Source organism: Roseomonas sp. WA12 (assembly GCF_054165765.1).
The window spans coordinates 1,778,712-1,803,024 of the sequence record NZ_CM135108.1; the positions used below are offsets into that span (position 1 = coordinate 1,778,712).

Sequence of the window (24,313 nt, forward strand, 5' to 3'; positions counted from 1 at the left end):
GCCCGGCGCCCGCCCCGCAGGCGCCGGCTCGGGGAGAAGAACGGCCACATGTTCATCGCCATCCGCGACATGTCCGTCCATGTGCAGGTCCAGGGTCCGCCCGGCGCACCGCCGCTGCTCATGCTGCACAGCGTGGGAACCACCCTGCATGTGTGGGACCCCCAGGCCGAGGCGCTCGCCCGCACCCATCGCGTCATCCGGATGGACCTGCGCGGCCACGGGTTCACCAGCCCTCTCGGCCAGAAAGCCAGCATGGCCGACCTGGCGGAGGACGCCTTCGCGGTCCTCGATGCCCTTGGCGTCGGGGCGGCCCATGTGGCCGGCATCTCGATCGGTGGCCGCATCGCGATGGAAATGGCGGCCCTCCGCCCGGATCGCGTCCTCTCCCTTTTCCTCCTCGCCACCGCGCTGGAGTTCAACCCGCCCTCCCTCTGGCAGGCCCGCATCGAGGCGGTGACCACCGGCGGGATGGCGGCCGTGGCCGATGGCGTGATGGGCCGGTGGGTGGTGGACCCGGCTTCCCCCTCCTCCCGCGCCCTGCTGAGCATGCTCCTCGCCACCCCGCCCCAGGGCTATGCCGCCGCCGCCGCCGCGCTGCGGGACGGCCGCGCCGAAGATCTGCGCGGAAGGCTTCGCGGCCCGGCGACTATCGTGGTCGGCGACCTCGACCAGGGCTCGCCCGTCCCTGCCGCCGAGGCGATCCGGGACGCCATCCCGGGCTCGGTGCTGCACGTCCTGCCCGGCGTCGCCCACATCCCGACGTTCGAGGCGGCCGATGGCGTGACGGCCGCGCTGCAGGGCCATCTCGCCGGGCCCGAGGGCGACGCGCTCGCCGCCGGCTTGGCTGTGCGCAAGGCCGTGCTGGGGGAGGCGCATGTGGCCCGCGCACAAGCAAATATTTCCCCGCTGGATGCGCCCTTCCAGGACTACATCACCCGCAATGTCTGGGGGCAGATCTGGACCCGCCCGGGCCTGCCGCGTCACACCCGTTCCCTCCTCACCCTCGCCGTTACCGCCGCCCTGGCGCGGGAGGGCGAGTTCGGCCTGCATGTGCGGGCGACGCGCAACACGGGCGTGTCGCCGGAGGAGATCGCGGAGGTGCTGCTGCAGGTCGGCGCCTATGCCGGCGTGCCCGTGGCGAACCACGCGCTGAAGATCGCCAAGGCGATCCTGGCAGAGATGGAGGGATGACCGTCAACCCCGCGGACGGCGCCGTCTGGGGCGTTCTCTACGGCACCGATGCCATGCGCGGCGCGGTGGGCGAGATGGCGCTCCTGCAGCGCATGCTGGACGTGGAGGCGGCACTTGCCCGCGCTGAGGCCGGGCTGGGCATCGTGCCCGAAGCCGCCGCCCGCGCCATCACCGAGGCTGCCCGCGCCGACAGGCTTGACCTCCCGAAGCTGGCCGCCGCCACGCGGAACACCGGCTACCCCGTCGTTGGGCTGGTGAAGCAGCTTGGTGCGCTGGCGGGCGAGGACGCGGCGCGCTGGACCCATTGGGGCGCGACGACCCAGGACATTCTCGACACCGCCCTGGTACTGGCCCTGCGAGAGGCCTTCGCGCTGATCCGCACCGAGCTGGACGCCACCATCGTGGCCCTTGCCGCCCGCGCGCGGGAGCACCGGGACACGGTGATGGCCGGGCGCACCCACCTCCAGCACGCCCTGCCCGTCACATTCGGGTACAAATGCGCCGTCTGGCTCGCGCCGCTGATCAACGCGCGGGACACGCTGGACGCCCTGTTGCCGCGCCTGCTGCGCGTGCAGTTCGGCGGGGCCGTGGGCACGCTTGCCTCGCTGGGAGAACAGGGCCCGGCCGTGGCAGAGGCCCTGGCGCGGGAGCTCGATCTCGCCGTCCCCGACATCCCCTGGCATGTCGCGCGCGACACCGTCACCGAGGCGGTGTGCTGGTGCGGCATCCTCTGCGGCACCCTCTCGAAGATGGCGACCGACGTCATGCTGCTGATGCAGACCGAGGTGGCCGAGGTGTTCGAGCCGCATGAGGCCGGGCGCGGCGGCTCCTCGACCATGCCGCAGAAGCGCAACCCGATCGCCTGCGAATACGTCCTCGCCCAGGCCCGCGGCGTGCACGCGCTGGTGCCGCAGGTGATGTCCGCCATGGCGCTGGACCATGAGCGCGGCACCGGCCCCTGGCAGGCCGAGCCGCTCGCCATCCCGCAGGCCCTGCTGCTGACCCACGGCGCGCTGGACCAGGCCCGGCAGATCGCACAGGGCATGACGGTGGATGCCGCCCGGATGCGCCGCAACCTGGATGCTACCGGCGGGGCCATCATGGCAGAGGCCGTGATGATGGGCTTGGCCCCGATGCTCGGGCGCGGTGCGGCGCATGACGCCGTGCACCATGCCTGCGACGTTGCCTTGGCCGAACGCATCCCGCTCGCCGAGGCGCTGGGCCGTGACGGGTCCGTTTCCTCCCGTCTCGATGAGGCCGCGATCGCGCGGATCACCGATCCTTCCACATATCTCGGCAGCGCCGGCCTTTTCGTCGACCGCGTGCTGGAGCGACTGGCATGAGCCCTCCCGATTCCAACGGCGCCGCCCCGGTTCCGCCGCCGGCGAAGAGCGTGTACCGGAGGGTTAACAAGTCTCTCCCCCGTGCGCTCCGCCCCATCCTGGCGCTGGATGACTTCGAGCCGGCCGCGCGCCGCAAGCTGCCGCGCCCGCTCTTCGGCTACATCGCCGGCGCGGCCGAGACCAACGCCTCCCTCAAGGACAACCGCGGCGTCTTCGCGGACTGGGCCTTTCGCCCGCGCTACCTGATCGACGTCTCCCGCCGCAGCATGGTGACCAGCCTGTTCGGCCGGGAATACCGCGCCCCCTTCGGCATCGCGCCCATGGGGATCAGCGCGATGATGGCCTATCGCGGGGACATCGTGCTCGCCCGTGCCGCGCGTGACGCGGGCATCCCCATGATCATGTCCGGCTCCTCCCTTATCCCGCTGGAGGAGATCGCGCGCGAGGCGCCGGAAAGCTGGTTCCAGGCCTACCTCCCCGGTGAGCCCGCCCGCATCGCGGGGCTGGTCGAGCGCGTGGCGAAGGCAGGGTTCAAGACCCTCGTCCTCACGGTGGACACCACCACCATGGGCAACCGCGAGAACAACGTCCGCTCCGGCTTCTCCACCCCGCTCAAGCCCAATCTGCGCCTGGCCTGGGACGGCGCGATCCGCCCGCGCTGGCTGTTCGACACCATGCTGCGCACGCTTCGCCACCACGGCATGCCGCATTTCGAGAACTCCTATGCCACCCGCGGCGCCCCCATCATCGCCCGCAACGTGGAGCGCGACTTCGGTGCCCGGGACCACCTGAACTGGTCCCACCTCGCCCAGATCCGCCGGCAATGGACCGGCAAGCTCGTCGTGAAGGGCATCCTGCACGGGGAAGACGCGCGTCGTGCCCATGAGGAGGGCGCGGATGGCGTCATCGTCTCCAACCACGGTGGCCGGCAGCTGGACGGCGCCATCTCCGCCTTCCGTGCCCTGCCGGAGGTGAAATCGGCCGCCGGGAACATGGTGGTGATGATGGATGGCGGGATCCGGCGCGGCTCGGACGTGCTGAAGGCCCTCGCCATGGGCGCGGATTTTGTCTTCGTCGGCCGGCCCTTCCTCTATGCCGCCGCGGTGGGTGGGGAAGCCGGCGTGCGGCACGGGATCGACATCCTCTCTACGGAGGTGGACCGCAACCTCGCCCTCCTGGGGTGCCTGGCGCCGGAGGAGGTGGGGATGCAGCACCTCATGCGCGTCGCTGGGGTCGCGCCGCTTTAAGCAGGCGAAGCCCGTGAGCATGCTGGCGCCTACCAAGGTCGCCGCCGGATGATCGGCAACTGGTTGCGAGGCTTCCTGCCGGCACCGGTCGGTGTCAGCAGGGCAGAGCAGCTGCGGGGAGCTGCGGGCGCCCTTCTCGGCCTTCTGCTGACCGGGCTGGTTTCCCTGGCAGTGACAGGCCCCGGGGCTGCGCTTCCCCTGCTGATCGCACCCTTCGGCGCCTCCGCGGTGCTGCTTTTCGCGGTACCGGCCAGCCCCCTCGCTCAGCCCTGGTCAATCATCGGCGGCAACACCGTGTCGGCGATCATCGGCGTTACTTGTGCCCTCTGGCTTCCGGATCCGCTGGTCGCCGCGCCGTTCGCCGTGTCCCTCGCGATCGGGGCAATGTTCGCCTTGCGCTGCCTTCATCCCCCGGGAGGCGCCGTCGCGCTCACCGCAGTGGTCGGCGGCCCCGCGGTGACCGCGGCAGGCTACCATTTCGTCCTTTTCCCGGTCCTGGTGAACTCCGCGATGCTGATGCTCGCGGCCGTGGCCTTCAACAATGTGACGCGACGGGCCTACCCGCATGTCGTGCAGCCCGCGCCAGGCAATCGGCACCAGACCGCCGATCGCAGCCCTTCTGAGCGCTTGGGCGTGCGGGCCGAGGATCTGGATGCCGTTCTCAGCCGCTACGACCAAATCCTCGACATCAGCCGGGACGACCTTGGAAACCTCGTGCAGCAGGCGGAGATCCACGCCTATCGCCGCCGCTTCGGCGAGATCACCTGCGCGGCGATCATGTCGCGCGATGTCATTGCCGTGCAGTCCGACACGCCGCTGGCCGAGGCCTGGCGGCTTCTGCGGCGCCATGACATCCGGGCGCTGCCCGTCGTCGATCCCGCGCGGCGGGTGATTGGTATGGTCTCGGACCTGGACTTCATCCGGGACCCGGACCTTGAGCCACACCAAGGGCTCGGAACCAGGTTCCGCCGCATAATCAGCACAGCCGGGCGCCGGAGCGGCCCGCCAGATGTCGTCGGCCAGATCATGCCGAGCACGATTCGCACCGTGTATGAGAATATGCATGTCGCGGAGCTTGTGCCGCTGATGGCGGATGCTGGGCTCCGCCACGTCCCGGTGGTGAACGGCGAGGGCCGCCTGTCCGGCATCATTGCCCAGTCGGACCTGATTGCCGCCCTTTACCGCGGCAGTCTTGCGGCCGAGGGGGCCTCGGCGGCAAGCAAGGCCGCCTGACCCGGCCCCCCCCTAGTACCGCTCCAGGGATCACGCGCGTCACTGGCCCGCGGGCGCCAGCACCCCGTCAGGGCCGGTCAGTGCCGGCGCGTCCGTCAGCTCCACCGCCTCGATCGAGACGCCGCGCCGCGTGATTTTGCTCGTGGTGATCTCAATCTGTTGCACGTCGGTCTGAATATCCACGAAGTGCTTGCGCAACTTCGAGACGCGATCGTCCAGGCGGACCACATCCTTCATCAGCTCGGCCACCTGGTTCTTGATCTGCCCGGCCTCGGCCCGCATCCGCACGTCCTGCATCAGCGCGCGCATGGTACCGAGCACGGCCCACATGGTGCTGGGCGAGACGATGTAGACGCCCATCCGCGCCGCCCGGTCCACCACGGGGGCGTGGGCCGCGTGAAGATCGGCATAGATCGCCTCGGACGGCACGAAGATCAGCGCGCCCTCGGCCGTCTCGCCCGGGCAGATGTACTTGCCCGCCACGTCGTCCACATGGCGCGTGACATCGGACGCGAAGCGCTTCGTGGCCGCGATCCGAGCGCCATCGTCCCCCGCGTCCCGCGCCGCCAGCCAGCCCTCGAGCGGGAATTTGCTGTCCACGGCGATCGGGCCGGGCGGATAGGGCAGGCGGATCAGCACGTCGCAGCGTGTGCGGTTCGCCAGGGTGTGCTGCCAGGAGAAGCCGTCCGCCGGCAGCCGGTCCTCCACGATCTGGCGAAGCTGCACCTCGCCGAAGGCGCCGCGGGACTGCTTGTTGCCCAGGATCTGGGCCAGGCTGCCCACCTGAGCTCCCAGCGCCTCCATATTCGCGCGCGCCGCGTCGATGACGGCCAGCCGCTCATGAATCTTGCCCGCCGTCTCCTCGGCCTTCAGCGCGTTGTCGTTCAGAACGCGGCCGAGGCGGTCGTTCTGTGCCGCCACCGCCGTACCCAGCGCCTCCTGGGTCGCCGCCAGCCGGTCCGCCAGTGCCTTCTCCTGCGCCGCCAGCCGCTCGTTCTGCGCGGCCAGCGCCGTCGCCAGGGTTTCGGTCAGCGCGAGGCTGGAGGCGGCAAGCCGTTCGGCCAGCGCCGATTCCTGCGCAGCCAGCCGTTCGTTCTGCGCTGCAATGCCGTTCGCCGCCGCCAGCCCCTGGGCCGCGAGCGCCTCGGCCATGGCGCGCGTGGCTTCCCCCAGCCGGTCCGCCAGGGCTTGCTCCGTCAGACCCAGCCGCTCGCGCTGTGCGGCCAGGGCGGCGTCCGTCGCCACCCGCGCTTCGGCCAACCGGTCCGCCAGCACCCGCTCAGACGCCGCCGCCCGGTCCGCCGCGGCTGCCGCTTGGCGGTCCTGCGCCGCGCCCATCGCGTCCAGCTTGCCCGACAGTGCCCCCAGTGCATCGCCCCCACCCGAAGAGCGCCGCAACAGCAACGCCACCACACCCAGCAGCGCCAGCCCGGCCAGGATCAGCGGAAATAGGGCGTTCAGTTCGGCCATACGGATCGCTTTCAGGTCAGGGACTTGCGGGGCCACCCTCGCAGGCCGGGCAATCCATGCCATATACCCCGTGCCCATGGGAACATTGCCGGAACCCTTCGCGGGCTGGTTCGCCGCACGCGGCTGGACGCCGCGTCCCCACCAGCTGGCCCTCTGGCGCGCCGCGAAGGCGGGCGAGAGCGCCCTCCTCATCGCACCCACGGGCGGCGGCAAGACGCTGGCCGGCTTCCTTCCCAGCCTGCTGGACCTGCACAAGGACCCGCGAGAGGGGCTGCACACCCTCTATGTTTCCCCTCTGAAGGCGCTGGCCGTCGATATCGCCCGCAACCTCATGGCCCCGGTCGAGGAGATGGGCCTGCTCATCCGCATCGAGACCCGAACCGGAGACACCCCGCATAACCGCCGGGCCCGGCAGCGCGAGACGCCGCCCAACATTCTCCTGACCACGCCGGAAAGCCTCGCTGTGCTGCTGGCGAACCCCGACGCCGCGGAGTTCTTTGCCGGGCTGAAGGCCGTGGTGGTGGACGAGGCGCATGCCATGGCCGGGACCAAGCGCGGCGACCAGCTCGCCCTTTGCATGGCCCGGCTGGATGGGCTCGCGCCCGGACTACGGCGCGTGGGTCTTTCGGCCACCGTTGCTCATCCCGAAGCCCTTCGCGCCTGGCTCTCACCCACGGCGCGGGCCGAGGATGTCCGCCTCGTCGTCGGAAAGGGCGGCGCCGAGCCGCTGATGGACCTGATGCTGCCGGAGGGCCACCTGCCCTGGGGCGGTCATATGGGCATTGCCTCCGCCCCGGGCATCCTCGCCCGCATCGAGACGGCCGCCGTCACCATCGTCTTCGTCAACACCCGCGCGCAGGCGGAACTCATCTTCGCCGCGCTCTGGAAGCTGAACGAGAGCAACCTGCCCATCGGCCTCCATCACGGTTCCCTGCAGATCGAGCAACGGCGGAAGGTGGAGGCCGCCATGTCCGCCGGAAAGCTCCGCGCGGTGGTGGCAACGGCCTCGCTCGACCTCGGCATCGACTGGGGCGCGGTGGACCAGATGATCCATGTCGGCGCGCCGAAGGGCGTCTCCCGCCTCCTCCAGCGCATCGGCCGCGCCAACCACCGGATGGACGAGCCCTCCCGCGCGGTGCTGGTGCCCGCCAACCGCTTCGAGGTGCTGGAATGCGTCGCTGCTACCGAGGCGGTGCGGGCGAACGAGCTGGATGGCGAGCCACCCCGCCCCGGCGGGCTGGACGTGCTGGCCCAGCACGTCCTCGCCATGGCCTGCCAGGCGCCATTCCGCCCGGATGACCTCTACGCGGAGGTCACGCGTTCGGGTGCCTATGCCACTCTCTCCCGGCGCGATTTCGACGACGTCCTTCGCTTCGTCGAGGATGGCGGCTATGCGCTGCAGGCCTATGAGCGCTTTCGCAAGCTGTTCCGGGATGCCGAGGACTTCGTGCATGTGCGGGACCTGAAGGTGGCCCGCCAGGCGCGGATGAATCTCGGCACCATCGTGGACACGCCAATGCTGAAGGTCCGCATCCGCGGCGGCCCCGTGCTGGGCGAGGTGGAGGAGTGGTTCGCCTCCACGCTGGAGCCGGGCAACTCCTTCATCTTCGCCGGCCAGGTGCTGCGCTACGAGGGCATCGACGCGCTGACCATGGTGGTCACCCGCGGTGGCGAGGGCGATCCGCGCGTCCCCGCCTATGCCGGCGCCCGCCTGCCGCTCTCCACGAACCTGTCCTATCGCGTGCGCTCAATCCTCGCCGACCCGAAGCGCTGGCGCGCGCTGCCCGACCCGGTCCGGGACTGGCTACGGTTGCAGCAGCGACGTTCCGAGCTGCCGCAGCGGGACGGCATGCTGATCGAGGTTTTCCCCAAGGGCGGCCGCTGGTTCATGGTCGCTTACTGCTTCGAGGGCCGTCTTGCGCATCAGACGCTCGGCATGCTTGTGACGAAGCGGATGGAGCGCCTGGGCTACGCTCCCATGGGCTATCTCGGCACGGATTACGTACTTGCTACCTGGTCCGCCTTCGAACCGACCGAGCCGGAGCAGCTGTTCGAGGAGGACATTCTCGGCGAGGAGCTGGAGGAGTGGATCGCGGAATCCTCCATGCTCCGCCGCACCTTCCGCAACATCGCGACCATTGCCGGGCTGATCGAGAAGAACCACCCGGGCCAGGAAAAATCCGGCCGACAGATGAGCATGAACTCCGACCTGATCTACGACGTCCTCCGCAAGCACGAGCCCGACCACATCCTGCTCCGCGCCACCCGCGCCGAGGCCGCGACCGGCCTCACCGATGTCGGCCGCATTGCCACCCTCCTCGCACGCATCCGGGGCGCCATCCGCGTCCGGCGCCTGGACCGCGTCTCGCCGCTTGCCGTACCCGCCCTCATCGAGGAGGGCCGTGAATGGGTGGCCGGCGGTGCCGAGGACGCGCTGCTAGCCGAGGCCGCCGCCCTGGTGGACGAAGCCACCGGCGGCACCGAGCATTTCGCGGATGTGCTGGCCGAGGTGACGGAGGGCGTCCGCGTGCGTTCCGGAGTAGTGGACCGCCCGAGACGACAGGACCGGAAGCGCCGACCGCCGCCGCGCCGCTTCATCCGCAGCGCCAAGGGCCTCGGCCAGTGATCGCCGCCCCGCTGCACCTGGCGGGCGAGCGGCTGATGCTCGACCCTGTGGGCGTTGTCTTCTGGCCCGCGCACCGCACCCTGGCGGTCTCCGACCTGCACCTGGAGAAGGGCAGCCATTTCGCCGCACGCGGCCAAATGGTTCCGCCCTACGACACGCGCGAGACCCTCTCGAAGCTCGCCCTCGCCGTCCGCCGCTACCACCCCGGCCGGCTGGTTCTGCTGGGCGACAGCTTCCATGACTCCGGCGGCTGCCAGCGCATGGCACCGGCCGACTGCGCCGCGCTGGGCCGCATCCTCGCCGCGGTCGAGGAGGTGGTCTGGGTGCTGGGCAACCACGACCCGATCGCGCCTGTCGGCCTGCCCGGGATCGCCGTGAACGTGTTCTCCGACGGCCCCCTCACCTTCCGGCACGAAGCGGACCCGCGCGGCCAGGGCGAGCTGAGCGGCCATTTCCATCCGAAGGCGACGCTGGCCACCCGCGCCGGCGGCATCAGCCGCCCCTGCTTCGCCACCGATGCCCGCCGTGTCATCCTGCCCTCCTTCGGCGCCTATACCGGCGGGCTGGACGTGCGGGATCCAGCACTGGGCGGGCTGTTTCCGCGCGGTGGGCGGGTGTTCCTGCTCGGGCCGGACCGGCTCTACAGCGTGCCGATGGCGCCGATGCGCCGGCGCGCGGAATCCGCGGCATGACGGCCCCGGCCATCCTCTGGTTCCGCCAGGACCTGCGCTTGGCCGACAACCCGGCGCTGGAGGCCGCGCGGTCGGCCCCAATCCTCCCCGTCTTCGTGCTGGACGACGCGGCGGCCGGCGATCTGGGCCCTGGTGGCGCGGCGCGGTGGTGGCTGCATCATAGCCTGGACGCACTGGGCCGCGACCTCGCTGCCCGCGGTGCCCCGCTCCGGCTGCTGCGAGGCGATGCCGTCACCCTGCTCACCGAGCTCGCGCGCGAGACGGGGGCAACGGTGATCCATGCCGGCTGGCTGGCCGAACCCTGGGCACGGGCGCAAGAAGCTGCGCTGGTTCGGCGCCTGTCTGGCACGGGCACCGAGCTGGTCCTGTACCGCTCCAACCACCTGCTGCAGCCGGGTTCCATCCTCACCGGCTCCGGCCGTCCTTACGGCGTCTATGCGCCTTTCGCGCGCAAGGTGCTGGCGCAGGGTGATCCGCCGCCGCCGCTCGAAGCGCCCGACCGACTCCTTGGCGCGGCGCACGCAGGCACCGGGCTGACGCTCGATGACTTGGCCCTGCTGCCCCGTCCGCCCGTGCCGGACTGGGCCGCTGAATTCGGGGCAGCCTGGGTGCCCGGCGAGGCTGGTGGCTTAGCCCGGCTGGCCCGCTTCGCCGCAGGTGGCCTGCCCGGCTACGCCACCCGCCGGAACGACCCGGCCATCGAGGGCTCCTCTGGCCTGTCTCCCCATCTCCGCTGGGGCGAGGTGTCGCCCCGCCAGGTTTGGCACGCGGCCCGTGAGGGCGGCGGCGACGAGGCCACGCCCTTCCTCCGGGAAATCCTGTGGAGGGAGTTCTCTCAGCACCTGCTGTGGCACCGGCCCGAGCTGACCCGCACCGCCCTTCGCGCACCCTTTGTTCATTTCCCCTTCACCCCGGACCGGAACTTGCTGCGGGTCTGGCAGCGCGGGCGCACCGGTTATCCGATCGTGGATGCCGGGATGCGCCAGCTCTGGCGGATCGGGTGGATGCACAACAGGGTACGCATGATCGCGGCATCGCTTCTGGTGAAGCACTTGCTGCAGCCCTGGCAGGACGGCTTCGCCTGGTTCATGGACACCTTGGTGGACGCCGACCCCGCGAATAATGGCGCCTCCTGGCAGTGGATCGCGGGCAGCGGCACCGACTCCTCGCCCTATTTCCGGGTCTTCAACCCGATTCTGCAGGGCGAGAAGTTCGACCCTGAGGGCGCCTATGTGCGCCGCTGGGTGCCCGCGCTGGCCCGTATGCCGTCCCGTTTCATCCACCGTCCCTGGGACGCGCCCGAGGGATTACGAGCGGCTGCGGGGCTGGACGAGGCCAGCTATCCCCGCCCGGTGGTAGAGCATGCGGAGGGCCGCGCGCGCGCCCTTGCCGCCCTTCGCGCCACCGCGCGAGGAACCCTCGCTGAGCAGGGGAAGGCGGCGTGAGGGATCTCCGCATCCGCTTCGAGGGGATCCGCGTTGTGGGCGATGTCCATGGCGAGGCGGAAGCTTTCCATGCGGCTGTGGAAGGCGCGACCGCCGAGCGCCTCTTCGTCATCCAGCTCGGTGATCTCACCGATGGCGGGCCTGACGGGCCGGGCGTGCTGCGCCGTGCCTTCGCCTTGCGCGCCGAAGGCCGAGGCCTTTTCGTGCTCGGCAACCACGACCACAAGCTGCGCCGGGCGCTGGAGGGAAACCCGCTCCGCATCGAGCCAAATGGGCTGGGCCGCACGCTGGAGCAGATCGACTCCTCCAAGGACGCCGAGGCGCTGCGCCGCCGCGCGGTGGAGGAGATCGGCCGCGCGCCCGCCTGGCTGCGCATCGACCAGCGCCTGTTCGTGCATGGCGGCTTCCACCCGCGCATGCTGCACGCGCCGCCGCCGCCCGATGCCGGTGCGCGCAAGCCCGAGGGCCTGGTGCCGCGCGCGCTGTTCGGCCAGGTGACGAGCCGCATGCGCGACGACGGCTACCCCGAGCGACTGCATGACTGGGTGGATCGCATCCCCCAGGGCTTCACCGTCTATTGCGGGCACGAGGTCCGCAGCGGCGACGGTCGCCCCTTCATGCAGGTGGGTGCGGGCGGTGGCGCAGCGGTGTTCATGGACACCGGCGCCGGAAAGGGCGGCCACCTTTCCTGGGTGGACCTGCCCTGGTGATCCGCGGTTAGACCAGCCCGACCTTCCGGTTCACGAAATCCAGCGAGTAGCCACGGCGTATGTCGAGCCCGGCCGGGTACACGCCCGTTTCCCGCATGATCGCGTAGAACCGGTCCCATCGCTCATGCGTCATGGCGCCGACGCCGAGCGTCAGCGCCTCGTTGGACTGCACAATGCCGCGCTCCCTCATGGCGCGCAGCCCGTAGGCCATGAGCTCCTCCGGCATCTCCGGGTTGTGGCGGCGGATGAGGCCGTTGGCGGCGGCAATGTCCTCGCCCTTCATGTACTCGGTCCAGCCCTCCACCGTGGCATCGATGAAGCGCTGCACCACCTCGCGCCGCTCGGACATCATTCGCGCGGAGACGTCGATCGTCGTGTTGTAGGCCTCGTAGCCCGCATCGGCGAGAAGATGGACGCGCGGATGCGCGCCGGCGTGGATCGCCGTGAAGGGCTCGGAGGAGACGAAGCCCTGATAGATGGAACCCTTGTCCACCATGAAGGGCTGCAGGCTAACGGCTTTCGGGCGGATCTGGCCGTCATCGAAGCCAAAGCGGCTGCGCAGGAAAGGCCAGTGCGTCACGCGGCCCGCGGCGCTCATCGAAACGGGCCGGCCGCGCATCTTCTCAAAGCTGTCGATGCCCGCTTCCTCATGCGTCATGAGGATCACGGGGTCCTTCTGGAAGATCGCGGCGATGCACAGGAAAGGCATGCCGTCCCTTGCATAGTTCAGCGCCTGGAAGGGGTTGGACATGATGAAGTCCGCGCGCCCGCCCACCAGCATCTGCGCGGGGTTCAGCTGCGGCCCGCCCTGGCGCAGGTCGCAGTCGATCCCGTACCGGCGATAGATGCCGGCGGCGACCGCCTGGTAGTAGCCGCCATGCTCGGCCTGTGCGCGCCAGTCGCTCTGAAACACCACCTTGTCCAGGCTCTGCGCCGAAACGCGCGCACCGAAGACGGGCATGAGGGAGAGGGCAGTGCCGCCGCCGAGAAGCGCCCGCCTGCCGATACGATACCTGGTGCCCACGGGCTGTCCCTCCATTCGATGCCGGTTCCGCTCGCGGGCCCAATGCCCGCGCCGATGCGCGATCCGCGTCCCTGATGCCACGGCCGCTGGCCCCGGCGCCAGCACGGCGGGCTATCGCGGCCCGGCGCGCCCGTTATGCTGCGCGCCCCCTCGGCCCCCCTGTGCACGGAACCCGACGCTGAAGCCCCGAACCGCCCCTCTCCTTCCCGCGTCCAGCCGCGCCTCGCCGCCGGCGGGGGGCAGCTTGGCCGGGCATACCGGCGCCGCGCGTGGCGTGCGAGCGCCGGGTCGCAGCGCATGAGCACCGCATCCCTGGACGAGATGGTGGACGGCCGCGGCCGTATCCGCCCACACTGGTCCGGCCTGCTCGGATCACTTTCCAGCCTGCCGGAGGGCGGCTTGGTCGAGCGCGCCCGACTGCTGGACCGCGCCTTCGAAGAGGAAGGGTCCGCCGGCCTTCTCCCCTCCCCACCGACCGGCCCTGGGGCGGCCCGCCAGATGGCCCGGCGGCTCGACCCGATGCCCCTGGTGCTCGACGGCTCAGAGTTCGACGCCCTCGCCGAAGGCCTTGCTCAGCGTGCCCGGCTACTCGAGGCCGTGCTGGCAGACCTGCACGGCCCGCAGCGCCTGCTCTCCGATGGGCTGGTGCCGCCCGAGTTGGTGTTCCCAAACCCGGCCTTCCTCCGCCCCTGCCGCGGCCTGCCCGCCGAGCGGTTCCTGCACGCCTACGCCGCTGACCTGCTGCGGGGGCCCGATGGCCGCTGGCAGGTCTCGGGCGACCGCGTCGTGGCGATGGAGGGGATCGCCCAGGCCCTCGCCAATCGCGGCCACATGGCCCGCACCCTGCCAGAATGCGCCCGCGCCGTGCAGATGCGTCCGCTCCGCCCGTTCCTGGACGCCTGGCGCGAGGTGCTGCAGCGCGCGGCCGGCGCCGAACCCTCAGGCACGGCCACCGTCGCCCTGCTGACGCCCGGCGTGGGGCATCCCGCCTGGGCGGAGCACGTCACCCTCGCCCGAGAGCTGTCCTGCGCCCTTGCTGAGGTGGGCGACCTTACTGCCCGCGGCGGCGCGCTGTTCCTCAAGACGCTGCGGGGGCTGCAGCCCGTCCGTGTGCTGCTCTCCCGTGTGTCCGGCGCCTCACTCGATCCGCTGGAGCTCGGCGGCCGCACCGCGCTCGGTATCCCTGGGCTGCTGGATGCGATCCGGGGCGGCACGCTGGCCGTGCACAACCACCCCGGAGCCGGGCTGGCGGAGACATCTGCCCTTCCTGCCTTCCTGCCTGTTCTGTGCGAAGCGTTGCTTGGCGAGAAGTTGGGAATACCCTCGAGGGAAACACTCTGGTTGGGTGATCCGGCGTCGCTGGACCGCTATCGCGCCGGGCCAGAAAGCTTCTTGGCGCGCCCTGCCGTCCGCATTGCGAGCGGTGCGGAGGACGGTGGGGCTAGTGGAACGGCGCTCGGTGCCGCGGAGAAGGACCCACGCGGCTGGGCGGCGGTTGCGCGCACGCTGCCCTCGCTCTCGCCCGCGCTGGTCGGGGATGCCTTGGAGCCGCGGCCGGTAGTGCTGCGCATGTTCCTCCTGCATGACGGCGCCCGCTGGCGCTGCCTTCCCGGCGGCCTAGCGCGCCTTGCGGATGCCGAGGGCCGGCCTGAGACGGTGGGCAAGGATGTCTGGGTCGTCTCCGAGGAGCGCGCAGAGATCCGCGGCCCCGGCACGGTGCAGGTTCCCGCCCTGGCCATTCGCCGCACGGCCGGCGATCTTCCCTCCCGCGTCGCCGACAACCTGTTCTGGCTGGGCCGCTATGTGGAGCGGCTGGACGATTCCGCCCGCCTCATGCGCGCGACCCTCGCGCGGCTGAGCCGGGCGCCGATGCTGCCGCGGGACATCGCAGAACTTGGTGCCCTCTCTCGCTGCCTGCTGGATGCGCGGCTGATCGGCGCCGAGGATGTGCCGACCTCCGGTGACGACGCCGCTCTGCGCCGCGCCCTGCTACGGGCGGGGCGCGAGGGGGGGCGGCTGCACCGGCTCTCGGGCGAGGTGGCGCGGCTGGTCGAGGCCACGCGGGACCGCCTCACGGGCGACATGCACGCCGCCTTCACCCTGCCACTGCGCGACACCCGCGCGGCGCTGCTGGCCGCCGAAGGCCCGGCCGCGCTCGGCGCCGCGCTCGGCGGGTTGGTGCGCTACGCCTCCGGCGTTGCGGGGGTTGCGGCGGAGAACATGGTGCGAGGCGGCGCCCATTCCTTCCTCGATCTCGGGCGGCGGCTGGAGCGCGGCGCAAGTGTCGCGGCCTTGCTCGGCCATCTCCTGGCCGAGGCACCGGCGCGGGTGGAGAGCGCGCTCGTCCTGGCGCTCGAGCTCTGCGATTCCGTCATCACCTACCGCACGCGCTACCTCCATGTGTTGCAGCCCGCCCCCGCGCTGGACCTGGTGATGGCCGACCCCGCGAACCCTCGTGGCCTAGTGTTCCAGCTCGGCGCGGCGGAAGCGCTGCTGGCCGGGGTAGAGGGCGGTGGCGACCCCAGCCTCTCAGCATGGGCCCGACGCCTCCGGAGGCAGGGCGAGGAGATGGCGGCGGAGGTCGCAGCCGCGGCTGATGGGGCCACCGCCGCGACCGGCCTCTCGGCCCGGCTTCTCTCGCTGGAGGAGTCGGTCGGTGCCCTGTCGGACGCGATCGGGCGCCGCTACTTCACCCTCCTCGCCCCGCCGCGGCTGCTGGGGGTGGACACGGTGAGAAGGGGCGCTGCGTGATCTATCGGGTCCGCCATGTCACCGCCTACGCCTACGAGCATCCCGTGGAGATGGCGACGCATCTGCTGCATCTCCTTCCCCGGCCACTCGGGAACCGCCAGCGCGTGCTGTCGACGTCTCTCTCCAGCGATCCCGAGCCGGCGCGGCGGGCCGAGGAACCCGATTATTTCGGCAACCCCACAGCCTGGCTGTACCTCGACGCACCCCATTCCCGCTTCAGCGTCACGGCCGAATCCGTGGTGGAGGTGCGCGCCCCGACCCCCCTGCCCGACCGGACCCCACCCTGGGAAGCGATCCGCGACATGGCGCTCCGCGACCCGGGCGCCGCCGAGTTCCTCTTCCCCAGCCCCACCCTGCCGCCCGTGCCCACCGCCCACGCCTTCTTTGCCCCCTATTTTCCGCCGCACCGCCCTGCTGGCGAGGCAATAGTCGAGATGATCGGCCACTTCCGCGAACGGATGGCCTTCCGCTCTGGTGTCACCACCGTCTCCACACCGGTCGAGGAGGTGCTGCGCCGGGGTGAGGGCGTGTGCCAGGACTTCGCCCATCTGATGATCACCGGGCTGCGGATGTTCGGCATCCCTGCTCGCTACGTCTCCGGCTATATCCGCACCCGTCCGCCGCCGGGCGGTGTGCGGCGCCAGGGCGCCGACCAGTCCCATGCCTGGGTCGCCGCCTGGCTTGGGCCGGAATCCGACGGCGGTGCCGGCTGGGTGGAGCTGGACCCCACCAACAGCCTCTTTGTATCGGAGGAGCACGTCGTGCTCGGCTGGGGCCGCGACTTCGGCGACGTCTCCCCGCTGCTGGGCGTCATCCTCGGCGGCGGGCACCACTCCGTGACGGTGGGCGTGGACATGGACGAGGCGCCCGTCCCCGCTTGATGGGGCCTCTGGAGGCACAATCCCGCGGCATCGTTCCTGCATGAACCGCGGCCCGCGCCGCAGACCCCGGCGCCAGGACTTCCCAGGCCATCACCGGAGAACGCCGCCCATGTCCCCCTCTCGCCGCACCTTTCTGACCGCCGGCGCCGCGCTGCCTCTCGCCCTGCCCGTTCTCCGCACCGCCGCCGCCCAGTCTCCTATCCGCTTCGCGCTCGACTGGGCGCTGCAGGGCAACCACGGCATGTTCGCCCTGGCCGAGGATCGCGGCGTCTTCCGCCGGGAAGGACTGGCCGTCCGCATGGACCGCGGCTTCGGCTCCGGCGACACCGCGGTGAAGGTCGCTGCTGGCGCCTACGACATTGGCTACACCGACGTTTCGACCATGGTGAAGTTCAACGCCGAGAACCCCGACAAGCGCCTCGTCTCCATCTACCAGGTGCTGGACCGCACGGCGGCGGCCCTCATCACCCTCAAGCGTAGCGGCATCAGCGACCCCAAGGCCGTGGCCGGCAAGCGTCTTGGCGCGCCCGAGGGCGAGGGCAGCCGCATGCTGTTCCCCGCCTTTGCGCGCGTGGCCGGCATAGAGGCCGGCGGCATCCGTTGGACCAGCATGGCCGCCAACCTGCGCGACACGATGCTGGCCCAGGGCCAGGTGGACGCCGTGACGGGCTTTCTCTTCACCACCTACTTCAACCTCGTCGGCCTCGGGACGAAGGAGGAGGACATCGTGGCCTGGCCCTATGCGGAGAATGGCCTGGACATCTACGGCAGTGCGGTGGTTGCCCGCGCCGACTGGCTGGAGCGCAACCCGCAGCAGGCCGCCGGCTTCGTGCGCGCCTCGATCGAGGGCCTCAAGCTGCTCATCGCCGAACCCGATGCCGGTATGGCCGCACTCAAGCGGCGCGAGCCGCTCTTCGACGAAGCGCTGGAGAAGCGTCGCTGGGCAATGACGCGCGATCGCTCCATACTTACCCCCGCCGTGCGCGCTAGCGGCACGGGCGCGATCGACGCCGCGCGCGCCGAGACGCTGATCCGCGTCAACGCCGAAGCCTATGGCGTGACGAACCCGCCCAAGGTTGCGGACATGTTCACCGAACGCTTCCTGCCGCCGACCAGCGAGCGGCGGGTCGGGTAAGGGCGCAATCGCGGTACCCGGGAAGGCTCTGCCTTCCCGGACACGTCCGCGAGGAACCTGAAGTTCGTCGACCTCCCGTCTGTTGAGGCGCGGCTTAGGTTCAAGTCTCAGGCGACGGGAAGGTCAGCCCGCGTGGCCCGTGTTTATGGCCTACAGCATGCCGATCGTCCTCCGAGGCGATTTCTCGACGCTTGTGCTGCAGCGCCCGGCCAGGCGCACCCCTGCATCAGTGCCGTTCGAGCAACGATGCATCGATCTCTGCCACGAGCGGCAGGTGGTCCGATGCTCGGCGGGCCAGTGGCGTATCGTGGGCCTCCACGGCGGCGACGAGACCACGCGGGCGCCCCATGATCCGGTCCAGCGACAGCATCGGCCGGAAGGCCGGGAAGGTCGGGGCGGAGGGCTGGGGACCGAAGGCTGGCTCCAGCACTGCAAGCGCAGAGGCGCCGGAGCGCCACTCATTCAAATCGCCCAGCAGGATCGTCGGAAGGCCGCCACCCTCGCCGGCCCGCATGGCTGCCAGCAACGCCTCCGCCTGGTGCCGGCGCCGCGCCGCGCCCAGGCTGAGATGGGTGGCGAGAAGCCGGAACGGGCCCCAACCCAGGTCCAGATCGGCGAGAATGGCCCCTCGCGGTTCCATGCCGCCGATCCGCAGGCTCGTCGGCGGCCGCAGCAGCTTCGCACCGCGCCCGACGAGGACGAGGTTGCTCCGCCATCCCTGTTCACCAGCGCGGCCGGGAATGCGCAGAAGGTGCAGCCCGGCCTCATGCTCCAGCCACTCGGCGTCGAACATCTCCTTGCCCGGGCGCAGGTAGTGCTGCGCTTCCTGCAGCGCGATCAGGTCCGGGCCGATCTCAGCGATGACGCGGGCGATGCGTTCCGGCCGGAAAAAGCCGCCCGGGCCGCGTCCCCGATGCACGTTGTAGGTGGCCACGCGCATCGGCGGATCCGGCCTCACCGGCGCCTGATCCGCTGCACCAGCAGGACGCCTAGCGCGGCGCCAGCCGTTGTCAGTGCCACGTCGGTCCAGGTGTCAGACCAGTCGCCGATGAGGCGGGTGACGTACTCGAAAACCTCCCAGAACGTGCCGAGGTTCAGGCCGAAGACCGTTCCTGCGAGGAGAAGGTGCCCGACGCCGCGGGGGCGGCCATCCGCGAGGAGCAGTGCGCCGAACACCGCTCCCGCAAGCCCGCCACTGAGGAGGTGGACGACCTCGTCATACAGGTTGGCTCCGTAAAACCAGTTCAAACCGTAGCCAGGGCTGGAAACGAGAGTTGCGAGAATTGGCGCGGCATCCAGGCCGCGCGGCAGCTCCCGGAGGCGCCAGGGCAGCAGGTCCATGCGCTCGCGCGGCGGTAGGATCAGGCCGAGGCAGCCGACCATGGCCACAATCGTGCCCATGGACGCGTTTCGCTTGTCCAACACCCAGAACCAGGCGGCCATCGCGGCCAGGGCGAGAAGGCAGGCCCAGGCAAACGGGGACTGGCGGCGAAGGTCGTCCTTCGTCAGCAGGGCCAAGCGCCTCTCCCTCCGTCGTGCGCCCAGGTCACCCCCGGATCGCTGCGCCCCGGCCCTTACGCTCGGCCACGCCCCTCAAGAGAGGGCAGCCGCGCAACAAGAGCTGCTATCGTCATTGCCGGGCGATACCACCGCATCGTGCTGGCGGAGTTGAACGCGGCCCAGGGCCATTCGTTGACCTCCTACGAGGCACGGCCAGTGTCGGGAGCCGTGCTGCAAGGCGTGGCACTACCGATGAAGTGCAGGGCGGCGCCTGACCGCTACTGTACGCTTATCTTCTGCTCGCGGATGATTCGCGCCCAGCGGTCGGACTCCGCTGCGATCCGCGCGGCGAACTGGGCCTGTGTATTGGGCAGGTAGATCAGCCCCTGATCCTCCAGCAGGCGCTTCACCTCCGGCGTTGCCGCGGCTTCGGTATAGGCATCATACAAGCGGTCGACGATCGGGCGCGGCGTGCCGGCGGGAGTGATGACGGCGTACCAGGTGACCACGTCGGCATCCGGGTAGCCGGATTCCACCATGGTCGGCACATCCGGCAGCTGCGAGATGCGGCTGGGGGTGGTGACCGCAAGCGCCTTGATCGCGCCCGCGCGCAACTGCGGCAGCATCAGCGGAAGCGTGTCAAACATGGCGTGCACATCACCCTGCAGCATCGCGGGCAGGGATTCATTGGTGCCCTTGTAGGGCACATGCTCCATCTGGATGCCGTCTCGCTCCTTCAGCATCTCGAAAATCAGGTGCTGCGCCGTGCCGACGCCGACGGAGGCCACGTTCATCCGCCCCGGCCGCGACTTCACCAGCGCGACCAGCTCCGCCACGCTGTTCACCGGCAGATCCCTGTTCACCACCAGCACGAGGGGGGATGCTGCGAACATCGTCACCGGCACGACATCCCGCCGCGCGTCATAGGGCATGTCCCGGTAGAGGTGCGGAAAGATGGTCAGCGGGCCAAGATTTCCCATGCCGATCGTGTAGCCATCCGGCGCCGCGCGGGCGATCTCCGCCACCCCGATGCGCCCGCCAGCGCCCGCCTTGAAGTCGTTCACGACCGTGGCGCCGAGCCGGCGCGAGACCTGGTCGTTGTAGCCGCGCGCGATGAGGTCGTTCAGCCCGCCGGGCGGCCAGGGGATGATGAAGCGGATGGGCTTGGAGGGCCAGCCCGGCTGCGCCAGCGCTGGGCGCGCGAGTGTGCCCATTGTGGCGGTGAGGAGCGCAGCGAGGTCGCGGCGGCGCAAGTTAGTCATGGAGATCCCCGGAGGCTGGGCGCGGTCAGGCGCCATTCTGCCGCACCCCGCTCGCCCTGCCCATGCGGCCTTGAAGGGGTGCATCGTCGGCGCGCCTTGATGCAGCCTGCATGCCAGGGCCGTCTTGACCGACGCGGCGCCCGCGCGCGACCGTCAACCGATGCAGACCGATCCTCTCAAGACCATTGGCGGCCGCGCCGCCTGGACCGGCGCCGAGCTGGCGCATGACCCGGGCTGGGTGTTCCGCCTCGATGGAGCGGCAGTGGCCGAGATCGACGCGGCGCTGGCCGGCATCCGGGCACGCGGCCTGGCCACGCCATCGTCGCTGCCGCGGATTCGGGCTGCCGACTTCCCGTTGCCGACTCTGCGAGCCCTGCTCGACTCGGTGTCGCGGGAGTTGGAGGACGGGGGGGGTTTGGTCCGCATCTCCGGCCTGCCGGCCGAGCGCTATTCCTCGGACGAGATGAAGACGGTTTTCTGGGGTATCTGCGCTCATCTCGGCACGCCCCTGCCGCAGAATACCAAGGGCGAGATCCTGGCCGAGGTGAGGGACGAAACGGGCACCGGCGCTGCCGTGACCGGGCCTGACGCGGGCGGTGCCGTCCCCTCCGCCCGCGCCCGGTCGCGCTCCACCGGCCCGCTGCGCTTCCATACGGACAAGTGCGACGTGCTGGCGCTGCTCTGCGCCTCCAACGGCATCGCCGGCGGTGAGAGCCGCATCGTGTCGACCGTCGCGATCCACGACGCGCTTGCCGAGCGCCGGCCGGACCTGTTGCGCGTGCTGTACCAGGACTTTCACCGCATGCGCCCGGCGGACGAGGAAGGCGAGGGCCATCAGGACCGGGTGTTCACCATGCCGGTCTTCTCCCGCGGGCCGGGCGGCGCCTTCACCAGCCAGTATTCCCGCACCTACGTGGAGATGGCGCATGCCGAGCCGGGGGTGCAGCCGCTGCGGCCCGAGCAGGTAGAGGCGATGGACGCGCTGGCCGCGATCGCGGACGAATTGTCCCTGCAGCTGCCTTTCGAACCCGGGCAGATCCAGCTGATGAACCAGCACGTCACCTATCACGGCCGCACGGCCTATGCGGACGATACCGCTTCCGGCGCCTCCCGCGTGCTGATGCGAATCTGGCTGTCCACACCGAACAGCCGCGCCCTTCCGGCGGGGCATGCGGTGCAGTGGGGCACCACGGCGCCGGGTGCCGTGCGCGGCGGGGCAATTCCCGGGCAGTCCGCCCTGGCAGCATGAGGGTGGGGGCTTGGGCCCCCACCCCTAATCCGGCCTGATGTTTGCCGCGCGCACCACGCGCGTCCACTCGTCCAACTCCCGGTTCACGCGGGTCTGCATCTCGGCTGGTGGCATGATGCGGATGATGGCGCCCTGCTCCTCCGCGCGGCGACGGAACTCGGGCGTGTCCACCACGGCGTTGCAGGCCTCTGTCAGGCGGCGCAGCACCGGCTCTGGCGTACCGGCCGGGGCAAAGACGGCGAACCAGCCGATCACCTCGAGGTCCGGGAAGCCGGATTCCGCAAGCGTCGGCACGTCCGGCAACGCGGGGTGCCGGGTGCCGGAGGTGATGGCGATGGCGCGCAGCCTTCCCTCCCGCACGAAGGGCATCAGCGGCGGGGGAGTGGTCATCATCATCTGCACGCGGCCAGCGACGAGATCCTGCGTTGCCGGGCCGGTGCCGCGATAGGGCACATGGGTCATGTCCGTGCCCGTGCGCAGCTTCAGCAGCTCCGTGCCGAGATGCTGGAGCGAGCCGGTGCCCGAGGAGGCGTAGTTCAGCGTGCCCGGATTGGCCTTCGCGTAGGCGACCAGCTCCTGGACATTGGCGGCCGGGATGGATGGGTGGATGAAGATTACCTGCGGCGCGTCGAGCAGCAGCGAGACCGGCGCGAAGTCGCGCCGCACATCGTAGCCGATATTCGGCACGATGGCGGGCGACCCGACATGATAGCCGGAATACTGCACCAGCAGCCGAGTCCCGTCCGGCCGCGCCCGTGCGACATCCTGCGTGCCGAGTGCACCATTGGCGCCCGCCTTGTTCTCCACCACCACGGGCTGGCCCAGTTGGCGTGACAGAGGCTCGGCAAGAAGACGCGCCGCGAAATCCGTGGTGCCGGCCGGGGCGGTGGGGACAACCAGGGTGATGGTGTTGGACTGCGCGGCCGCGTCGCGCGCGACGAGGGCTGTGGCAAGGCCGGCTATGGCGCCGCGGCGTGTCATGCGCATGGATGCTTCCCCGTTTCGTTGCGCCCAGGATGGCGCAGCGACAGGGAAGCGGCCAGTCACGCCGCCGCGGGGTCGCCCGGCGCCGTTTCCCAGGCAAGGCCAACCAGCGCCACGATCCGTCGGCCGCCCGCGGCTGGGCGGGTGACGATCAGCCCCTGCTCCTCGATCCAGGTGAGAAGCCGGCGCGCCCGCCCGGCCGAGCGGCTGCCATAGGCGCGGGCGATGGCGGCATCCGACGGACAGGGCAAGCCCTGGCGCGCCGCATGGGCGATCAACAGGAACACGCCCTGCGTATCCTCGGGCAGGGAGTCGGCACGGGCGGCGGCTTCGGGCCAGCCCGGGTCGTTTGCGGCCTCCGGCGGGATACCGGCGCGGGCCACGGCCAGCATGCGCCGAAAGGCTGGCAGCTCAGGCGGGCGGCCGGTCACGGCATGGATGCGCAGCCGCACCAATAGGTCCTGGTACAGCACCCCGATGGGCCGGAAGGCTGCGTCCTCCTCAGCCAGCATGTCGCCGAGGATCCCGGCGGTGCGCGCCTCCCGCTCGGCCAGTTCCTCCGGGGAGGGCTCGGGCTCGGCGGCCCGCGCGGGCGCGGCACGGGGGGTCGCCTGGGCGAGCTGGGCCAGGATGTCCTGCGCCGGCATCGGCGGCGGGCGGCGGGCCGGGCGCGGGGCGACGGGATCGGGCGCGGCCAGGATCAGCTCCCGCGCCTCCTCCTGCCCGGTCTGCGGCAGAGGCGTGAGGGAGGGGCCGGAGCCACGGCTCTGGGTCTCGACCACGCCGATCCGCATCGCCAGCGGCCGGCGGGAGAGCGCGGGGCCGAGGCCGATGAAATGGCCGCGCTGCAGGTCGCGGAACTGCTCGGCCTGGCGGCGCTCCATGCCCAGGAGATCGGCAGCGCGGGCCATGTCGATATCGAGGAAGGTGCGGCCCATCAGGAAGTTGGATGCCTCGGCGGCCACGTTCTTGGCCAGCTTCGCCAGGCGCTGGGTTGCGATGATGCCGGCCAGGCCCCGCTTGCGGCCGCGGCACATCAGGTCCGTCATCGCAGAGAGGGCGGCGCGGCGGGCATCGTCGGAGACGTCGCCGCCCGAGGAGGGGGCGAAGAGCTGAGCCTCGTCCACCACCACCAGCATCGGCGTCCAGTGGTCGCGTTCGGCATCGAACAGCCCGCCGAGGAAGGCGGCCGCGTGGCGGAGCTGCTTGTCCATCTCCAGCCCTTCCAGGTTCAGCACCACGGAGACGCGGTGGCGGCGCACCCGGTCCCCGGCGGCCGTCATGGCCTCCTCGGGATGGGCGGCGGCATCGATCACCAGATGGCCGAACTTGTCGGCCAGGGAGGTGAAATCGCCCTCGGGGTCGATGACGGCCTGCTGCACCCAGGGGGCGGACTGCTCCATCAGCCGGCGCAGAAGATGGGACTTGCCGCTGCCCGAATTACCCTGGACGAGGAGGCGGGTGGCCAGCAGCTCCTCCAGGTCCATCATCCCGGCCGCACCCGTGTTCGTGCGCCCCAACTCGATGCCGATTGTCATAAGCGCGGGTATAGCCGATCGGGCCGGGCTTG

Annotated in this window: 19 protein-coding genes; 12 read left to right on the forward strand and 7 right to left on the reverse strand. The window is 70.7% G+C overall.

Features of this window, described 5'->3' with window-relative positions:
- Window positions 1–48: 48 nt before the first annotated feature.
- From pcaDC to ACVBD7_RS08470, 4 genes are read left to right on the forward strand one after another with little or no spacing between them, the layout of a single operon-like run.
- Window positions 49–1,191, forward strand: a complete 1,143-nt coding sequence (pcaDC, locus tag ACVBD7_RS08455) for a bifunctional 3-oxoadipate enol-lactonase/4-carboxymuconolactone decarboxylase PcaDC (RefSeq protein WP_458097038.1) — start codon at window positions 49–51, stop codon at window positions 1,189–1,191.
- The gene (locus tag ACVBD7_RS08460; RefSeq protein WP_458097039.1) at window positions 1,188–2,534 is read left to right on the forward strand and encodes a class-II fumarase/aspartase family protein; all 1,347 of its coding nucleotides are present in this window, start codon (window positions 1,188–1,190) and stop codon (window positions 2,532–2,534) included. Before pcaDC ends, ACVBD7_RS08460 begins: the two co-directional genes overlap by 4 nt.
- Window positions 2,531–3,781 (forward strand): alpha-hydroxy acid oxidase, encoded by a 1,251-nt coding sequence (locus tag ACVBD7_RS08465; protein WP_458097040.1) that lies wholly within the window; start codon window positions 2,531–2,533, stop codon window positions 3,779–3,781. Before ACVBD7_RS08460 ends, ACVBD7_RS08465 begins: the two co-directional genes overlap by 4 nt.
- 48 nt (window positions 3,782–3,829) lie before the next feature.
- A complete protein-coding gene (locus ACVBD7_RS08470) occupies window positions 3,830–5,014 on the forward strand; it encodes an HPP family protein (protein WP_458097041.1) in 1,185 nt (394 codons plus the stop codon).
- A 39-nt stretch (window positions 5,015–5,053) separates the two neighbouring features.
- On the opposite strand, the gene ACVBD7_RS08475 is transcribed toward ACVBD7_RS08470, so the two are convergent.
- Window positions 5,054–6,484, reverse strand: coding sequence for a DNA recombination protein RmuC (locus tag ACVBD7_RS08475; protein ID WP_458097042.1), 1,431 nt, complete (start codon window positions 6,482–6,484; stop codon window positions 5,054–5,056).
- A gap of 76 nt (window positions 6,485–6,560) precedes the next feature.
- On the opposite strand from ACVBD7_RS08475, the gene ACVBD7_RS08480 reads away from it, so the two are divergent.
- From ACVBD7_RS08480 to ACVBD7_RS08495, 4 genes are read left to right on the forward strand one after another with little or no spacing between them, the layout of a single operon-like run.
- On the forward strand, window positions 6,561–9,110 hold the full coding sequence (locus ACVBD7_RS08480) for a ligase-associated DNA damage response DEXH box helicase (RefSeq protein ID WP_458097670.1): 2,550 nt from the start codon (window positions 6,561–6,563) through the stop codon (window positions 9,108–9,110).
- The gene (gene pdeM, locus ACVBD7_RS08485; protein WP_458097043.1) at window positions 9,107–9,802 is read left to right on the forward strand and encodes a ligase-associated DNA damage response endonuclease PdeM; all 696 of its coding nucleotides are present in this window, start codon (window positions 9,107–9,109) and stop codon (window positions 9,800–9,802) included. Before ACVBD7_RS08480 ends, pdeM begins: the two co-directional genes overlap by 4 nt.
- Entirely contained in the window at window positions 9,799–11,247 is a 1,449-nt protein-coding gene (locus tag ACVBD7_RS08490; protein ID WP_458097044.1) for a cryptochrome/photolyase family protein, read from the forward strand. Before pdeM ends, ACVBD7_RS08490 begins: the two co-directional genes overlap by 4 nt.
- Window positions 11,244–11,957, forward strand: coding sequence for a metallophosphoesterase (locus ACVBD7_RS08495; RefSeq protein ID WP_458097045.1), 714 nt, complete (start codon window positions 11,244–11,246; stop codon window positions 11,955–11,957). The genes ACVBD7_RS08490 and ACVBD7_RS08495 overlap by 4 nt, the downstream gene beginning before the upstream one ends.
- A gap of 7 nt (window positions 11,958–11,964) precedes the next feature.
- On the opposite strand, the gene ACVBD7_RS08500 is transcribed toward ACVBD7_RS08495, so the two are convergent.
- Window positions 11,965–12,996, reverse strand: coding sequence for an ABC transporter substrate-binding protein (locus ACVBD7_RS08500; protein WP_458097046.1), 1,032 nt, complete (start codon window positions 12,994–12,996; stop codon window positions 11,965–11,967).
- Between the two features lie 282 nt (window positions 12,997–13,278).
- Here ACVBD7_RS08500 and ACVBD7_RS08505 point away from each other — a divergent pair, with 282 nt between their 5' ends.
- The 3 genes from ACVBD7_RS08505 to ACVBD7_RS08515 all read left to right on the forward strand — a co-directional run bounded on the left by ACVBD7_RS08505 (window position 13,279) and on the right by ACVBD7_RS08515 (window position 17,748).
- A complete protein-coding gene (locus ACVBD7_RS08505) occupies window positions 13,279–15,732 on the forward strand; it encodes a circularly permuted type 2 ATP-grasp protein (protein ID WP_458097047.1) in 2,454 nt (817 codons plus the stop codon).
- The gene (locus ACVBD7_RS08510) at window positions 15,729–16,613 is read left to right on the forward strand and encodes a transglutaminase family protein (RefSeq protein ID WP_458097048.1); all 885 of its coding nucleotides are present in this window, start codon (window positions 15,729–15,731) and stop codon (window positions 16,611–16,613) included. The genes ACVBD7_RS08505 and ACVBD7_RS08510 overlap by 4 nt, the downstream gene beginning before the upstream one ends.
- A 109-nt stretch (window positions 16,614–16,722) precedes the next feature.
- Entirely contained in the window at window positions 16,723–17,748 is a 1,026-nt protein-coding gene (locus tag ACVBD7_RS08515; protein WP_458097049.1) for an ABC transporter substrate-binding protein, read from the forward strand.
- Window positions 17,749–17,974: 226 nt separating this feature from the next.
- Here ACVBD7_RS08515 and ACVBD7_RS08520 read toward each other — a convergent pair whose 3' ends face one another.
- The 3 genes from ACVBD7_RS08520 to ACVBD7_RS08530 form a co-directional block, all read right to left on the reverse strand.
- Window positions 17,975–18,688: an endonuclease/exonuclease/phosphatase family protein gene (locus ACVBD7_RS08520; protein WP_458097050.1), complete on the reverse strand. Its 714-nt coding sequence runs from the start codon at window positions 18,686–18,688 to the stop codon at window positions 17,975–17,977.
- 14 nt (window positions 18,689–18,702) lie between these two features.
- Window positions 18,703–19,266, reverse strand: a complete 564-nt coding sequence (locus ACVBD7_RS08525) for a hypothetical protein (protein ID WP_458097051.1) — start codon at window positions 19,264–19,266, stop codon at window positions 18,703–18,705.
- A 260-nt stretch (window positions 19,267–19,526) separates the two neighbouring features.
- Entirely contained in the window at window positions 19,527–20,510 is a 984-nt protein-coding gene (locus ACVBD7_RS08530; protein ID WP_458097052.1) for a Bug family tripartite tricarboxylate transporter substrate binding protein, read from the reverse strand.
- Between the two features lie 160 nt (window positions 20,511–20,670).
- Between ACVBD7_RS08530 and ACVBD7_RS08535 the strand changes: the two genes are divergently transcribed.
- Window positions 20,671–21,759, forward strand: a complete 1,089-nt coding sequence (locus tag ACVBD7_RS08535; protein WP_458097053.1) for a TauD/TfdA family dioxygenase — start codon at window positions 20,671–20,673, stop codon at window positions 21,757–21,759.
- Window positions 21,760–21,783: 24 nt separating this feature from the next.
- On the opposite strand, the gene ACVBD7_RS08540 is transcribed toward ACVBD7_RS08535, so the two are convergent.
- Entirely contained in the window at window positions 21,784–22,746 is a 963-nt protein-coding gene (locus ACVBD7_RS08540) for a Bug family tripartite tricarboxylate transporter substrate binding protein (protein WP_458097054.1), read from the reverse strand.
- A 56-nt stretch (window positions 22,747–22,802) separates the two neighbouring features.
- On the reverse strand, window positions 22,803–24,281 hold the full coding sequence (locus ACVBD7_RS08545; protein WP_458097055.1) for a helicase HerA domain-containing protein: 1,479 nt from the start codon (window positions 24,279–24,281) through the stop codon (window positions 22,803–22,805).
- Between the last annotated feature and the right edge of the window lie 32 nt (window positions 24,282–24,313).

Excerpts from the sequence above, each read along its gene's own strand:
- ACVBD7_RS08490 (WP_458097044.1), top strand. The coding sequence starts at position 9,799 with ATGACGGCCCCGGCCATCCTCTGGTTCCGCCAGGACCTGCGCTTGGCC.
- ACVBD7_RS08470 (WP_458097041.1), top strand. The coding sequence starts at position 3,830 with ATGATCGGCAACTGGTTGCGAGGCTTCCTGCCGGCACCGGTCGGTGTC.
- ACVBD7_RS08545 (WP_458097055.1), bottom strand. The coding sequence starts at position 24,281 with ATGACAATCGGCATCGAGTTGGGGCGCACGAACACGGGTGCGGCCGGG.
- ACVBD7_RS08480 (WP_458097670.1), top strand. The coding sequence starts at position 6,561 with ATGGGAACATTGCCGGAACCCTTCGCGGGCTGGTTCGCCGCACGCGGC.
- ACVBD7_RS08500 (WP_458097046.1), bottom strand. The coding sequence starts at position 12,996 with ATGGAGGGACAGCCCGTGGGCACCAGGTATCGTATCGGCAGGCGGGCG.
- ACVBD7_RS08465 (WP_458097040.1), top strand. The coding sequence starts at position 2,531 with ATGAGCCCTCCCGATTCCAACGGCGCCGCCCCGGTTCCGCCGCCGGCG.
- ACVBD7_RS08475 (WP_458097042.1), bottom strand. The coding sequence starts at position 6,484 with ATGGCCGAACTGAACGCCCTATTTCCGCTGATCCTGGCCGGGCTGGCG.
- ACVBD7_RS08515 (WP_458097049.1), top strand. The coding sequence starts at position 16,723 with ATGTCCCCCTCTCGCCGCACCTTTCTGACCGCCGGCGCCGCGCTGCCT.
- ACVBD7_RS08520 (WP_458097050.1), bottom strand. The coding sequence starts at position 18,688 with ATGCGCGTGGCCACCTACAACGTGCATCGGGGACGCGGCCCGGGCGGC.
- ACVBD7_RS08535 (WP_458097053.1), top strand. The coding sequence starts at position 20,671 with ATGCAGACCGATCCTCTCAAGACCATTGGCGGCCGCGCCGCCTGGACC.
- ACVBD7_RS08540 (WP_458097054.1), bottom strand. The coding sequence starts at position 22,746 with ATGCGCATGACACGCCGCGGCGCCATAGCCGGCCTTGCCACAGCCCTC.
- pcaDC (WP_458097038.1), top strand. The coding sequence starts at position 49 with ATGTTCATCGCCATCCGCGACATGTCCGTCCATGTGCAGGTCCAGGGT.
- ACVBD7_RS08505 (WP_458097047.1), top strand. The coding sequence starts at position 13,279 with ATGAGCACCGCATCCCTGGACGAGATGGTGGACGGCCGCGGCCGTATC.
- ACVBD7_RS08460 (WP_458097039.1), top strand. The coding sequence starts at position 1,188 with ATGACCGTCAACCCCGCGGACGGCGCCGTCTGGGGCGTTCTCTACGGC.
- ACVBD7_RS08530 (WP_458097052.1), bottom strand. The coding sequence starts at position 20,510 with ATGACTAACTTGCGCCGCCGCGACCTCGCTGCGCTCCTCACCGCCACA.